This is a genomic window from Enterovibrio sp. FF113 (assembly GCF_041439165.1).
GTDB lineage: Bacteria > Pseudomonadota > Gammaproteobacteria > Enterobacterales > Vibrionaceae > Enterovibrio > Enterovibrio norvegicus_A.
The window spans coordinates 121,912-134,296 of record NZ_JBGONO010000004.1; the positions used below are offsets into that span (position 1 = coordinate 121,912).

At 48.5% G+C, this 12,385-nt stretch carries 11 protein-coding genes; 7 read left to right on the forward strand and 4 right to left on the reverse strand.

Features of this window, described 5'->3' with window-relative positions:
* Positions 1-224: 224 nt before the first annotated feature.
* Entirely contained in the window at positions 225-1,763 is a 1,539-nt protein-coding gene (gpmM, locus tag ACED36_RS04550) for a 2,3-bisphosphoglycerate-independent phosphoglycerate mutase (protein WP_016961915.1), read from the reverse strand.
* A 432-nt stretch (positions 1,764-2,195) separates the two neighbouring features.
* Between gpmM and ACED36_RS04555 the strand changes: the two genes are divergently transcribed.
* The 4 genes from ACED36_RS04555 (at position 2,196) to cysE (ending at position 5,384) form a co-directional block, all read left to right on the forward strand.
* Positions 2,196-2,636: a rhodanese-like domain-containing protein gene (locus ACED36_RS04555; protein WP_016961916.1), complete on the forward strand. Its 441-nt coding sequence runs from the start codon at positions 2,196-2,198 to the stop codon at positions 2,634-2,636.
* A 99-nt stretch (positions 2,637-2,735) separates the two neighbouring features.
* Positions 2,736-3,206 carry a protein-export chaperone SecB gene (gene secB, locus ACED36_RS04560; RefSeq protein WP_016961917.1) on the forward strand — a complete coding sequence of 157 codons (471 nt, stop codon included), beginning with the start codon at positions 2,736-2,738 and terminating at the stop codon, positions 3,204-3,206.
* A 24-nt stretch (positions 3,207-3,230) separates the two neighbouring features.
* Positions 3,231-4,262 carry an NAD(P)H-dependent glycerol-3-phosphate dehydrogenase gene (gene gpsA / locus ACED36_RS04565; RefSeq protein ID WP_016961918.1) on the forward strand — a complete coding sequence of 344 codons (1,032 nt, stop codon included), beginning with the start codon at positions 3,231-3,233 and terminating at the stop codon, positions 4,260-4,262.
* 279 nt (positions 4,263-4,541) lie between these two features.
* Positions 4,542-5,384: a serine O-acetyltransferase gene (cysE, locus tag ACED36_RS04570; RefSeq protein WP_016961919.1), complete on the forward strand. Its 843-nt coding sequence runs from the start codon at positions 4,542-4,544 to the stop codon at positions 5,382-5,384.
* 86 nt (positions 5,385-5,470) lie between these two features.
* Here cysE and pfkA read toward each other — a convergent pair whose 3' ends face one another.
* From pfkA to ACED36_RS04585, 3 genes are all read right to left on the reverse strand, one after another.
* The gene (gene pfkA, locus ACED36_RS04575; protein WP_016961920.1) at positions 5,471-6,433 is read right to left on the reverse strand and encodes a 6-phosphofructokinase; all 963 of its coding nucleotides are present in this window, start codon (positions 6,431-6,433) and stop codon (positions 5,471-5,473) included.
* Between the two features lie 262 nt (positions 6,434-6,695).
* Positions 6,696-7,592, reverse strand: coding sequence for a CDF family cation-efflux transporter FieF (gene fieF, locus ACED36_RS04580; RefSeq protein WP_017006096.1), 897 nt, complete (start codon positions 7,590-7,592; stop codon positions 6,696-6,698).
* A 155-nt stretch (positions 7,593-7,747) separates the two neighbouring features.
* Positions 7,748-8,233, reverse strand: coding sequence for a CpxP family protein (locus ACED36_RS04585; protein WP_371732859.1), 486 nt, complete (start codon positions 8,231-8,233; stop codon positions 7,748-7,750).
* Positions 8,234-8,474: 241 nt separating this feature from the next.
* On the opposite strand from ACED36_RS04585, the gene ACED36_RS04590 reads away from it, so the two are divergent.
* From ACED36_RS04590 to ACED36_RS04600, 3 genes are all read left to right on the forward strand, one after another.
* On the forward strand, positions 8,475-9,170 hold the full coding sequence (locus ACED36_RS04590) for a response regulator (protein ID WP_016961923.1): 696 nt from the start codon (positions 8,475-8,477) through the stop codon (positions 9,168-9,170).
* A complete protein-coding gene (gene cpxA / locus ACED36_RS04595; RefSeq protein ID WP_016961924.1) occupies positions 9,170-10,549 on the forward strand; it encodes an envelope stress sensor histidine kinase CpxA in 1,380 nt (459 codons plus the stop codon). The genes ACED36_RS04590 and cpxA overlap by 1 nt, the downstream gene beginning before the upstream one ends.
* Before the next feature lie 151 nt (positions 10,550-10,700).
* Complete coding sequence (locus tag ACED36_RS04600; RefSeq protein ID WP_016961925.1) at positions 10,701-12,371, forward strand: methyl-accepting chemotaxis protein; 1,671 nt, start codon at positions 10,701-10,703, stop codon at positions 12,369-12,371.
* Positions 12,372-12,385: the final 14 nt, after the last annotated feature.

The following is a 12,385-nucleotide window of genomic DNA, read 5'->3' on the forward strand; positions in this document are numbered from 1 at the left end:
CAGTATATCAATCTGATCATCGGTCTGCACTACTGATAGTGTCTCAGCGTCGCAAGAACAGAAAGATATTAGTGCTTCTAATTCAACAAGATTTTCAGATCAAAAATGGCGGTGTAAAGAGAACGGTAGACAATAAAAAACGCGCCGACGAAAAGGGAGTTTTTCCTTTCTCATCGACGCGTTTTAATCGCTAAATAACCGAAGTGGTATTTAGCATTGAAACATTATTTTTGCACGTAAAGCGGCTTGCCAGTCATGTCTGATGGGATAGACACATCCGTCAATGAAAGCATAGTCGGCGCTAGATCGGACAATTTACCGCCGTCAAGCAGCTCGATATTCTTGCTGCCAACGTAGATCAATGGAACCGGCAGGTTGGTGTGTGCCGTGTGAATGCCACCCGTTGTTGGGTCGACCATCATTTCTGCGTTACCGTGGTCAGCGGTGATCAGCAGTTGGCCGTCAACTTCTTTGATGGCTTCAACCACACGAGCGATGCAGCTATCTACTGCTTCACACGCTTTAACCGCTGCATCGTAAACACCCGTGTGGCCAACCATGTCGCCATTCGGGTAGTTACAGATGATTTGGTCAAACTTGCCGCTCTTAATTGCAGCAACCAGTTTGTCAGTGAGTTCTTCTGAACTCATTTCAGGCTGTAGATCGTAGGTGGCCACTTTTGGTGACGCAACCAATGCACGCTCTTCGCCTTCAAACTCGTTTTCAGCGCCGCCGTTAAAGAAGAAGGTCACGTGTGCGTATTTTTCTGTTTCAGAGATACGCAGCTGAGTTTTTCCTTCTTTCGATAACCACTCACCCAGTGTATTCACTAGGTTGTCTGATGGGTATGCGCAAGATGCGTCGATGTCTGATGCGTATTCAGTCAACATCACGAAATCTGACAATGCCGCCACTTTTGAACGGGTGAAACCGTCAAACGATGGCAGGAAAGTGCGAGCGATTTGGCGCGCACGGTCAGCACGGAAGTTCATGAAAATCAGGCTGTCGCCGTCATTGATAGACGCAACAGGTTGGCCTTCAGCACGGATTTCAGAGGCTTTAACAAATTCGTCGTTTTCTTCACGCGCGTATGCCGCTTCTAGTGCTTCAACGGCTGATGCGTAAGTGAAATCGCCTTTTGCTTCAGTCAGCAGGTCATACGCTTGTTCGACACGATCCCAGTTGTTATCGCGGTCCATGGCGTAGTAACGACCAATGATAGAGGCCGTGCGGCCTTTACCCAGTTTCGCGAACAGCTCATCGATACGTGCCAGTGAGTTTTTCGCACTGCGAGGTGGTGTGTCACGACCGTCAAGGAAGCAGTGTAGATACACGTTTTCAGCGCCGCGCTGAACCGCCATTTCTATTGCTGCTGCAATGTGGTCTTCGTGGCTGTGAACGCCACCTGGTGACATCAGGCCCATGATGTGAACCGCTTTGCCAGCTTTCACTGCTTTATCAACTGCGCCAGTCAGAACCGCGTTGTCGAAAAACTCGCCATCAGCAATGGCTTTAGTGATGCGGGTCAGGTCTTGGTAAACAATACGACCTGCGCCAATGTTAGTGTGGCCAACTTCAGAGTTGCCCATTTGACCATCTGGCAAACCAACGTCCATGCCTGATGCTGAGATCAGGGTGCTGGTGCCCGCCATCAAGCCATCAAGAACCGGTGTTTTAGCGTTAGCAATGGCGTTGTCGTTGTTATCTTCACGATAACCCCATCCGTCCAGAATAACGAGAGCCAAAGGCTTCTTAGCAGACATACAGTGTCCTCTTTAATGTCAATTTCGATAAAAACAATTAGCGTAACTTTACTACATTTTATTGGTTAAGCAGTAGGCAAACTTTTCCGCTAAATAATCAACAAAATTTGTAATGCCAAGCGCTTAGCTTAGATGTCTCGCGGCTTGTACCGCGTCTTATCAATACGATGGGCTCTCATATCTGACGAATACCAAGTAAATAGTTGTAGTAAGTCAACAGCCATTAAGTGAAAGCATGCCTGCTAAGCGGTTTGATAAAGTAAAGTTTTTGGCCTTACATCTGAAATGGGGATGAGTGTGACCTGTTTCAAGCTTTTGCTGTTTAGTGGCAGTGAGCGAGAGCATGGAAATCCAAGCCCATGCTGTACTTGCGAGCGCGGGAGGTTATACTCGGGGTCGATTTTTTTGCCGACATGAATGTAGAAGCGAACTATGCAGCAGTTTATTGAATTTGTTCAAAGTGAAGTGATTTTGTCACTGGTGTGGGTAGGTCTGGTTGTTGCGCTGATTTTGTCAGTCATCAAGCAGAAAACCGCTTCATACAAAATTGTCTCGCCAAATGATGCCACCGTGATGGTTAACCGTGAGAATGGTGTGTTTGTTGATATCCGTAGCCGCGACGAATACCGCGGAGGGCATATTGCAGGTGCACTTCACGTTTTGGCGAAAGACATTAAAGCCAATACCTTTGGTGATATTGAAAAACATAAATCAGACCCAATCATTCTGGTGTGCAAGACAGGCCAGACCGCAATTGAAAGCGCAAATTTGCTGACAAAAGCAGGGTTTGAGAATGTTAGCGTGCTGAAAGATGGCTTGATTTCGTGGAGAGAAGCGAATTTGCCACTTATCCGTCACAAAAAGAAAAAGTAACGCTAACAGTGAGCTATTCGACAGGCAGCTCTATTGGGGCTGCCTGACTCATTTTAGAATGCGAGAAAGCATTTGGTTAATTAACAAGGATTTATCATTATGGCTGAAGCAGCGAACAACCAACAAGATCAACAAAACTTTGCAATCCAACGTATCTTCCTGAAAGACGTGTCTTTTGAAGCGCCTAACTCTCCAGACGTTTTTCAACAAGAGTGGAACCCAGATGTGAACTTGGATCTGGACACCCAAAGCCGTGAGCTAGGCGAAGGTGTTTACGAAGTGGTTCTGCGTCTGACTGTTACCGTGAAAAACGGCGAAGAGACGGGTTTCCTTTGTGAAGTTCAGCAAGGCGGTATCTTCAGCGTTGGCGGTATGGAAGCACCACAATTGGCACATTGCCTAGGCGCATTCTGCCCGAATATCCTGTTCCCATACGCACGTGAAACCATTTCAAGCTTGGTTGTGAAAGGTACGTTCCCACAACTGAACCTTGCGCCAGTTAACTTTGACGCATTGTTCATGAACTACCTGCAAAACCAAACGCAAAACACTGAAAACGCTGACGCGTAAGCGCAGCGAAAAGGGTCGACACCAATGACAGAAAATACCCAAGCCAATGTTGCTATGGCGAATGTTGCCATGACCGTATTGGGCGCAGGTTCATACGGTACATCTCTCGCAATCTCTTTGGCTCGTAATGGTGCCAACGTCGTGTTGTGGGGGCATGAAGCGGCGCATATGGCGCAGCTTGAAATTGATCGTTCAAACGAAGCGTTTCTGCCGGGTGTCGCCTTCCCAGACTCACTGATTTTAAGTGCCGATCTAGAAGAAGCGGTGCAAGTGAGCCGAGATATCTTGGTGGTCGTGCCTAGCCATGTATTTGGTTTGGTCTTGTCGCAAGCGAAGCCTTTCCTTCGTGTTGATCAGCGTATTTGCTGGGCAACGAAAGGACTGGAGCCGGAAACCGGTCGTTTACTGCAAGATGTCGCCAGAGAACAGCTGGGTGATGAGGTATCGCTGGCGGTATTGTCAGGTCCAACGTTTGCCAAAGAATTGGCTGCAGGTCTGCCGACCGCCATTTCTGTTGCTTCACCGGATGCAGATTTTCTTGCTGACCTGCAAGAGAAGTTTCACTGTAGCCGCACGTTTCGTGTTTACGCCAACAGTGACTTTACCGGCATTCAACTCGGTGGTGCGGTGAAAAACGTGATTGCGATTGGCGCAGGGATGTCTGATGGCATCGGCTTTGGGGCGAACGCCCGCACTGCGCTCATCACTCGCGGTCTTGCTGAGTTAACCCGCTTAGGCGTGGCGCTTGGTGCTGAGCGTGAAACCTTTATGGGCATGGCGGGCTTAGGTGATCTAGTACTGACTTGTACTGATAACCAATCTCGTAACCGCCGTTTTGGTTTGGCGCTGGGTCAAGGTAAAGGCGTGGAAGAAGCGCAGACAGAAATTGGTCAGGTGGTTGAAGGCTACCGCAATACCAAAGAAGTCCGCGTACTTGCAAAGCGCATGGACGTTGAAATGCCTATCGTCGAGCAGATTTATCAAGTGCTTTACGAGGGCAAAGATGCCCGTTTAGCCGCGCAAGATTTGCTGGCGCGTCAAAGAACGTCCGAATAGTTAAACTGTCGGCAGCACCATATTGAGTCTGAAAAAACGCGAGAGTGATTCTCGCGTTTTTTATTTTTGCGACGGATGGCAAGCAACGTGAGAATGTCAGTGCCAAACTTACCTTCGGTCAACAGTTTCAATATTGGGTTGTTTAGGTATCTATGTCACACTGAGAAGATGTGATCGCCGTTAACCAACGATGATAAGCGTGTCCTAATGGCGTCTGACAGACAGAAGACGGCAACAGCACGAGTAGCAAGGTTAGAGCAAGTTAGAAAAGGTACGAAGATGCAAAGGATGTGTGGTGAAGGCCGCGATAAAAAATGCCAGCAAGATAAAGTCTGGAAGGCCATTAAGCGCGAAGCGAAAGAGCAGACTGAGCGCGAACCTATGTTGGCGAGCTTTTTCCATGCCACCATCATTAAGCACGATACGTTGGCGGCCGCATTAAGCTATATCCTTGCCAACAAGCTTGCTACACCGAGTATGCCTGCGATGGCGGTGCGCGAAGTGGTAGAAGAAGCCTATGCAGGAGACAGCAGCATCGTTGCGTCTGCCGCGTGTGATATCTGTGCGACCGTGGAACGCGATCCAGCGATTGAGCTGTATTCGACGCCTTTGCTTTACCTAAAAGGCTTTCATGCACTGCAAGGCTTTCGCGTAGCGAATTGGCTCTGGTATCAAGGTCGTCGTGAGTTAGCCGTGTATTTGCAAAACCAAATCTCTGTGGCCTGTCAGGTGGATGTTCACCCTGCGGCGTGTATTGGTCGAGGCATCATGTTTGATCATGCTACGGGCATTGTCATTGGCGAAACTGCGGTGGTTGAAGATGATGTTTCCATTCTTCAGGACGTGACGTTAGGCGGGACGGGCAAAGAAGGTGGCGATCGTCACCCGAAAATTCGTACCGGTGTCATGATTGGCGCAGGCGCAAAAGTGCTGGGCAATATTGAAGTGGGCGAGGGGGCGAAAATCGCTGCGTGTTCAGTGGTGTTGATCCCTGTTCCTCCGCACACCACTGCGGCAGGTGTACCTGCGAAGATTGTTGGCACGCCGAGCAGTGAAACACCATCATTCGATATGGATCAGAAAATCAGTGGTAATGAGTTCATTGAAGGTGACGGCATTTAGTCACACCGTTTTTGACGCAATACCAATGGAAAGCAGAATAAAAAACGGAGCCCATAGGCTCCGTTCTTGTCTGCGCAATCTGATGATCAGAATAGCTTGTTTGCTACGTCATACAGATCTTGGCGGAATGGGCGACGCATGTTTTCAATCGCATCAATGATGTCGTGGTGAACCATTTTTTCATGCTGGATACCCACACAACGACCACCTTCGCCTTGGATCAAAAGGTCAACCGCAAATGCACCCATACGTGATGCAAGAATACGGTCGAACGCACGTGGCTGACCGCCACGTTGAATGTGACCCAAAATGGTTGCGCGCGTTTCACGGCCAGTTTCAGCTTCAATGTACTTCGCCAATTCATTGGTGTCCGTCATCAACTCAGTGATCGCGATAATTGCGTGTTTCTTGCCCTTGTAGATACCTTCTTTGATCTTCGCGATCAGGTTCTCTTTGTCTAGGCCGATTTCTGGCGTGACGAAGTATTCACAACCGCCAGCAATTGACGCCATCAGAGTCAGATCACCACAGTGGCGACCCATTACTTCAACGATAGAAATACGCTGGTGAGAAGATGAGGTATCACGTAGACGGTCGATAGCTTCAACAACCGTGTTCAGTGCCGTCAGGTAACCGATAGTGTAGTCAGTACCTGGGATGTCGTTGTCGATAGTGCCTGGCAGACCAATACATGGGAAGCCCATTTCGGTTAGCTTCTTCGCACCCATGTATGAACCATCACCGCCGATCACAACCAGCGCTTCGATGCCGTGCATCTTCATGTTCTGGATGGCTTGCTCACGAATTTTTTCATCTTTAAATTCAGGGAAGCGTGCTGAACCTAGGAAGGTGCCACCTCTGTTGATGATATCCGATACGCTAGTACGGTTTAGTTTTTCAATACGGTTTTGGTGAAGGCCTTGGTAGCCGTCATAAATACCGCAGACTTCAATGCCTTCACTCAATGCTGCGCGCACAACGCCGCGGATGGCTGCATTCATACCCGGGGCGTCGCCGCCACTGGTCAAAACACCAATTTTACTAACCATGGTTACCCTCTGACTTTGGGAATTGAAATTTCAAATCCATTTTCGCATGTTAAGACCGCGAGTCTTACACCCAGCTTCCCGAAGAAAAGTCTTATCAGGTAACGCGGGTATGTCTCAGCATGCGTTGACGTGCCAGTTTAGCTCGCTGGTCACGTGTTTGAAACTGTAACTTTCCTACTTATGAAAGACTATTACAATTTCACGAAGTTTTTTCGTTGATTAATATCAGTAAGCGTCGCAAATTTTCGACGGAGATTATGTATTAATTTTGCTCACGTGGTGTTTTTCCAACAACCGACACCGGATCTTGGTGAATAAGGATATCTGCACCTGGGAAAGCGATTTCTAGCCTGTCCTCAACTTCATCGGCGATAACGTGAGCATCAACCAATCGGAGGTCGTCATCCAATTCAAGATGGAGTTGGATAAAGCGTGTGGCACCAGCCTGACGCGTTCGCAGATCATGAACCCCTTCAACCCCTGACACCGTCGATGCCAATAACATGATTTTTTCCTGATCTTCAACGGGAAGTTGATGATCAAGTAACGACTGTACCGCTTGACTTGCCATTTGGAATGCACTGACAAGAATAAAGATACCGATACCAATCGCAAAGATAGAGTCCGCCATTGGGAAACCGTACCACGCCAATCCCAGTGCCACGATGATCGCGATGTTCATGTACAAGTCGGATTGATAGTGCAAAGAGTCTGCCGCGATAGCTTGGCTGCCTGTTTGTCGTACCACCCATTTTTGAAATAGTACAAGGCCAGCGGTGATGACGGTCGCGATGCCACTCATCACAACACCCGCTTCAGGGTGGAACAGCTCTGTGGGTTTAAACAATCGCTCAATGCCGCTAAGGACGAGGAAACACGCTGAGCCGACGATAAAGGCCGCCTGTGCCAATGCAGCAAGAGATTCCGCTTTGCCGTGACCGAAGCGATGTTCTTCATCGGCGGGTTGCAGTGCATAACGCACCACGACAAGGTTGGTCACGGACGCAAGCAAATCAATCAGAGAGTCGACCAATGATGCCAATAGACTAACCGAGCCGGTATACCACCAAGTGCCCAGCTTCATCAGTAAAAGGAATGAGGCGGTAATGGTTGCCGCCCACGCGGCCATCTGAACTAATCGGGCGTATTTTTCTGTCATGAGTGCATACAACTAAGAATCAGTGAACAGAGTATACCGTTTTTTAACGCAGAATTAAGGACTTGCTTGGGCGTGTTTTACGCAACATGCCGACACGTGTCGGCATGAAGGGAGATTGTTACTTGCGCATAAAGGACAACCTTTAGTGGCGGGGATTAGCCGTGGTGTTTCATGCGGTTTTGATGACGTTCGGCCATTTTTTCCATGTTCGCTTTCACTTCTGTTTTTTGTTCTGGCGTCAAAATGTTCAACATTTCATGTTGGCGTTTCATCATGCTCACGCGGCGTTCCACTTGCTGGTCGGCCATTTTTTGTGCCAGTTCGCGGACTTGTGCTTCATCAAAATTGTCAGCAAGCAGAAGCGATTGCATTTCTTGGCGTTCTGCCATCATGCCAGCTTTCATTGCACCTTTGTTCGCTTTCATGGCATCGCGATTTTGCTCACGCAGTGTTTTTAGCTCTTCTTTTTGTGCGTCGGTTAAATCAATGCCGCGCAGCAGGTGTTTACCACCCATCATGCTCTTCCCGCCGTGCATGCCTTCGCCGTCGTTGTGTTTACCGCCAGCTGCCATGACAGACATAGAACCCATCATCAGGGGAAGCGCGATAATAGTAGCAACAATGCGTTTTGATAATTTCATGATGTTCTCTCCGGTATAAATAAGGTCGTGTTCTTGGTTTATGTCGTTCGGCTTCGTTATTCGAATTCGCCGTTTGTTTGCGTGTTTCCGTTTCGATGTGGCCACTTTACCGCTCTGGACGTAAACCGGTGTTCATCGTACGTAAAGCAATGTAAAGGGGCGTAAACCTGCTGTTTACTCATGGCATCGCTGTTATGAATCGCAGATACTATCTTCATCAGCATTTATACGAGCGTGTACCATGAGCAAAATCCTTCTGATTGACGATGACATTGAACTGACTGGCTTACTTCGTGATTTATTAGAACTAGAAGGCTATGAGGTAGAGATCGCCAATAATGGTCAGCAAGGGCTAGACCAAATTAATGACGAGATTGATTTGGTATTGCTGGACGTGATGATGCCGGTGCTCAATGGCATGGAAACCTTACGCCGTCTTCGAGATAGTTGGGACACCCCTGTATTAATGCTGACGGCGAAAGGGGAGGAAATTGACCGTGTGATGGGGTTAGAGCTAGGCGCGGACGATTATCTGCCCAAGCCTTTTAGTGATCGTGAGCTGTTAGCCCGTATGCGTGCGATTTTACGTCGAACGGCTAAAACGGGTGATGATAAACGAAGCGAAGAAGCGCAAGAGTCGCTTGAGTATCAAGATATCGTCATCTTCCCCGGAAAAATGGAAGTGTATTGTCAGCACCAATTGATCGACCTGACAGGCACAGAAACCGCGCTGTTGACCTATTTGGTGAGACAGCCCGGCAGCATTGTTGCCAAAGCCGATATTAGTCTCAATGTGCTAGGAAAGCGATTGGCCCCGTTTGACCGTGCCATTGATATGCACATTTCCAATATTCGTAAAAAACTGCCTGAACGTGAAGACAGCAAACCACGAATTAAAACGCTGCGCGGACGTGGCTATTTGCTGGTGGAGGCATAATGAAACTGCCGACCATCAAAAGCCTGTATGGCCGAATATTTGCCATTTTCTGGCTCACGCTCTTGTTGGTGTTGATTGCTGTATTAATGGCACAACACAGTGACCCAAGACAACAGCATGCCTTGCCGTCTAGCGCGAAAGTGGAATATCTTCAAATGGCTGAAACGGTATCCGCACAGATAGCCAAACGCAGTGGCTCACTGAAAAATAGGTTGATGCACGTTCAGCGTAAGCAACCAGAGAGATCGTCTGTAAAGCTCTACTTTACGACAGTGGATGGCGATTTTTTGGGGAAAGGTCATCACGGTAGCAGTCGAGCGCTAAAAAACTTTATCACTTTAGCGGATGATCCTGACGAGCCCATGCAGCGCTTGTATGGTCGCTGGATGTTGGCCGGTCCTTTTATCGTTGAGGACAAAAACCAGAGCGCTTTAATGTACGTCGGAAAAATGTGGCGTCAAGCGCCGCCATTCTATGTTCAAATCCTCGACAGACCATTTCAACTGCTGCTCGTGACCATGGTAGTGAGTACGCCTTTATTACTTTGGCTCGCTTGGGCAGTAACAAGGCCGGCGCGTCGTCTTCAGGCGGCAGCAGAGCGAGTCGCACAAGGGCGATTTGAAACTGACCCTGACTTAGAGAAAGGCCCTCGAGAGTTTCATCAAGCGGGCGCCAGTTTTAACCAAATGGTGACGGCGCTTAATCAAATGATCAGCGGACAACAGCGGCTCTTATCCGATATATCTCACGAGCTACGTTCGCCACTGACCCGACTTCGTATGGCGAATGCGCTCGCGATTCGCAAGCAAGGGCAAAGTGACAACCTCACACGCATTGATACCGAAGCAGAGCGCATGGAAAAAATGATTGCAGATTTGCTGTCCTTGTCACGTATGCAAATCAACAGTCACTCCGAACGAGATCTGTATTCTTTGTCTGAGCTTTGGCAAACGCTACTAGAAGACGCTGAATTTGAAGCTGAGCAGTGTGGCAAGCACCTGACATACGGTGCGATACCAAACGCCAGTATTGAAGGAAATGGCCCATTGCTTTGTAGCGCTTTGGAAAATGTTGTCCGTAATGCCATCAAATATGCTAACCAGCAAATTGATGTGACGATGTCGGTGACAGGCACGTCGTTAAAAGTGATTGTGAGTGATGATGGTGATGGCGTTCCTGAAGAAATGCTCGTTGATATATTCCGGCCTTTCTATCGCGTATCGACCGCGCGGGATCGTGAGAGCGGAGGAACGGGCCTTGGATTGGCTATCACTGACAGCGCGATGCGACAGCACAATGGTCGCGCTGAGGCGTACATTAATCGCCACGGGGGCTTAACGGTTACCTTGGTGTTTGATTTTATTAATACAGCAATCTAGCCTTCCCATTATCGCTAAATTACCCAAACCTTTCGGGAGATGTCTCACTTTCGAGAGTTACTGCTAACCTTAGAGAAGCGGCTGTGTCTTGTCGGCACAGCACTCTCGACATTAACGCGCACTCTGTGCGTTTTAAAGGAGCAGTTAGCATATGTCCTCTAATGTGACTATCAAACAGCGACTGACTATGTTTGTCGCTTTGGTATGCGGCATACAAATCATAGTTGGTGCTTTTGTTTTCTATAAATTGGCTTACATCGAGAGCCATGTACAGGGTGTAGCGCATCGAGACATCCCTGTTCTTGCTTCAATCAGTAAAGCCACAGAGCATCAAGTCGAACAGAGAGTGCACTACAACAAAGCATTCCGATACGCCTTGGAAATTGGGTTAGAACCCAAGGCTCAAGCCAACTACGATAAAGAAAAAGCCTATTTCTACACGCTCGGCGACAAAGTCATTAACAATTTCAATACCATAGGGCAATTTTTCACTGAAGGAACGGTGAATGGTACGGCGGAAGAACAGGTCGCGTTTAATTCGGCCAATGCCAAATTGAATGATGTGGTGGCGCTGCACGCAAAGTGGATGGCGCACGTTGAGGACGTATTCAAGGAGTTAGAAGGTGGGCACGTGCATGAAGCAGAAATGTTTGATGCCGTCGTTGGTGAAGAGGCCGAAGCGACCACGAAACAGGTTGATAACCTGCTAGCGGATGTGGGGAAGTTCACTGAAGTCGCTGTCCTTGATATTGAAGAAAAAGCGGTGTTGTTAGAAATTGCCGTTGTTTCTTCAGTGATTGTGGCTTTGCTTGTCGCCATAATTATGTCGAGGATTATCCTCAATCGCATTTATGTAGGACTCACGAAAGTGTCTAATGCGTTGGCCATTCAAGCTGCTGGGGATTTCAGTCGGTCTGCGGTCATCGATGAACCTGGCATCATTGGCGAGCTCCAGAAAAACATGGAGGGGACACGAAAAAGTACCAACGCCATGATTGCTAAAGTAGCCGACGAGGTCGGCGAAGCGGTGAAGATGCTTAATACCGCCGCGCAAGCAGTAAAAAGAAACTCCGATGCCCAAAGCGGCGAAATCATTCAAGTCGCGACGGCAGTGAATGAAATGTCTGCGACTGCACAAGAGATTTCAAACAACGCGATCCAAACACAGACGGCGACCGAGAGCGCGTCGCAGCAGTCGTCCGAGAGCATGCGAATCAATCAAGAGTCGATGAAGCAAACTAATTCGCTAATTGAAAGCTTGAATCTGAGCAGTGTTGCGCTCACTGAACTTGAGAAAAACAGTGGCAACATTACCTCTGTGTTAGATGTGATTAAGGGCATCGCAGAGCAGACCAACTTGCTTGCTCTTAACGCCGCGATTGAAGCAGCACGTGCTGGTGAACAGGGGCGCGGTTTTGCCGTAGTTGCTGATGAAGTTCGTAGCTTGGCACAACGCACCCATGATTCGACTTCAGAAATTGAAACCATGATTGCGCAGCTCAGCAGTGTCACCAAAGAAGCGGTGGATACCATGCAAAAGAGCTGTGAGATGGGTGATCAGACGCTCAAGCTCTCGCAAGAGTCTTCCTCATTACTGGCTCAGGCTGGCAATGCGACAGCAGAAGTCACCGACATGAACTTGTTGGTGGCCAGTGCGGCGGAGCAGCAAAGTGGTGTCGTGGAAGAGATTAACGTGAACGTGAATAAGATCAGCGAGATGGCAACGCAGAGTGCGTCAGAAGTTGAGATGCTGGTGGAGGCCACTTCGCGGCTCAATCAAATCTCGAGCGATCTGCAAGCATCCACCGGGAAAACAGCCTGATGCGTTGCTAACGA

What these genes read in the sequence shown, in the direction of transcription:
- cpxA (WP_016961924.1), top strand. Translation starts at nt 9,170, where the DNA reads ATGAAACTGCCGACCATCAAAAGCCTGTATGGCCGAATATTTGCCATT.
- pfkA (WP_016961920.1), bottom strand. Translation starts at nt 6,433, where the DNA reads ATGGTTAGTAAAATTGGTGTTTTGACCAGTGGCGGCGACGCCCCGGGT.
- ACED36_RS04585 (WP_371732859.1), bottom strand. Translation starts at nt 8,233, where the DNA reads ATGAAATTATCAAAACGCATTGTTGCTACTATTATCGCGCTTCCCCTG.
- secB (WP_016961917.1), top strand. Translation starts at nt 2,736, where the DNA reads ATGGCTGAAGCAGCGAACAACCAACAAGATCAACAAAACTTTGCAATC.
- gpsA (WP_016961918.1), top strand. Translation starts at nt 3,231, where the DNA reads ATGACAGAAAATACCCAAGCCAATGTTGCTATGGCGAATGTTGCCATG.
- fieF (WP_017006096.1), bottom strand. Translation starts at nt 7,592, where the DNA reads ATGACAGAAAAATACGCCCGATTAGTTCAGATGGCCGCGTGGGCGGCA.
- gpmM (WP_016961915.1), bottom strand. Translation starts at nt 1,763, where the DNA reads ATGTCTGCTAAGAAGCCTTTGGCTCTCGTTATTCTGGACGGATGGGGT.
- ACED36_RS04600 (WP_016961925.1), top strand. Translation starts at nt 10,701, where the DNA reads ATGTCCTCTAATGTGACTATCAAACAGCGACTGACTATGTTTGTCGCT.
- ACED36_RS04555 (WP_016961916.1), top strand. Translation starts at nt 2,196, where the DNA reads ATGCAGCAGTTTATTGAATTTGTTCAAAGTGAAGTGATTTTGTCACTG.
- ACED36_RS04590 (WP_016961923.1), top strand. Translation starts at nt 8,475, where the DNA reads ATGAGCAAAATCCTTCTGATTGACGATGACATTGAACTGACTGGCTTA.
- cysE (WP_016961919.1), top strand. Translation starts at nt 4,542, where the DNA reads ATGCAAAGGATGTGTGGTGAAGGCCGCGATAAAAAATGCCAGCAAGAT.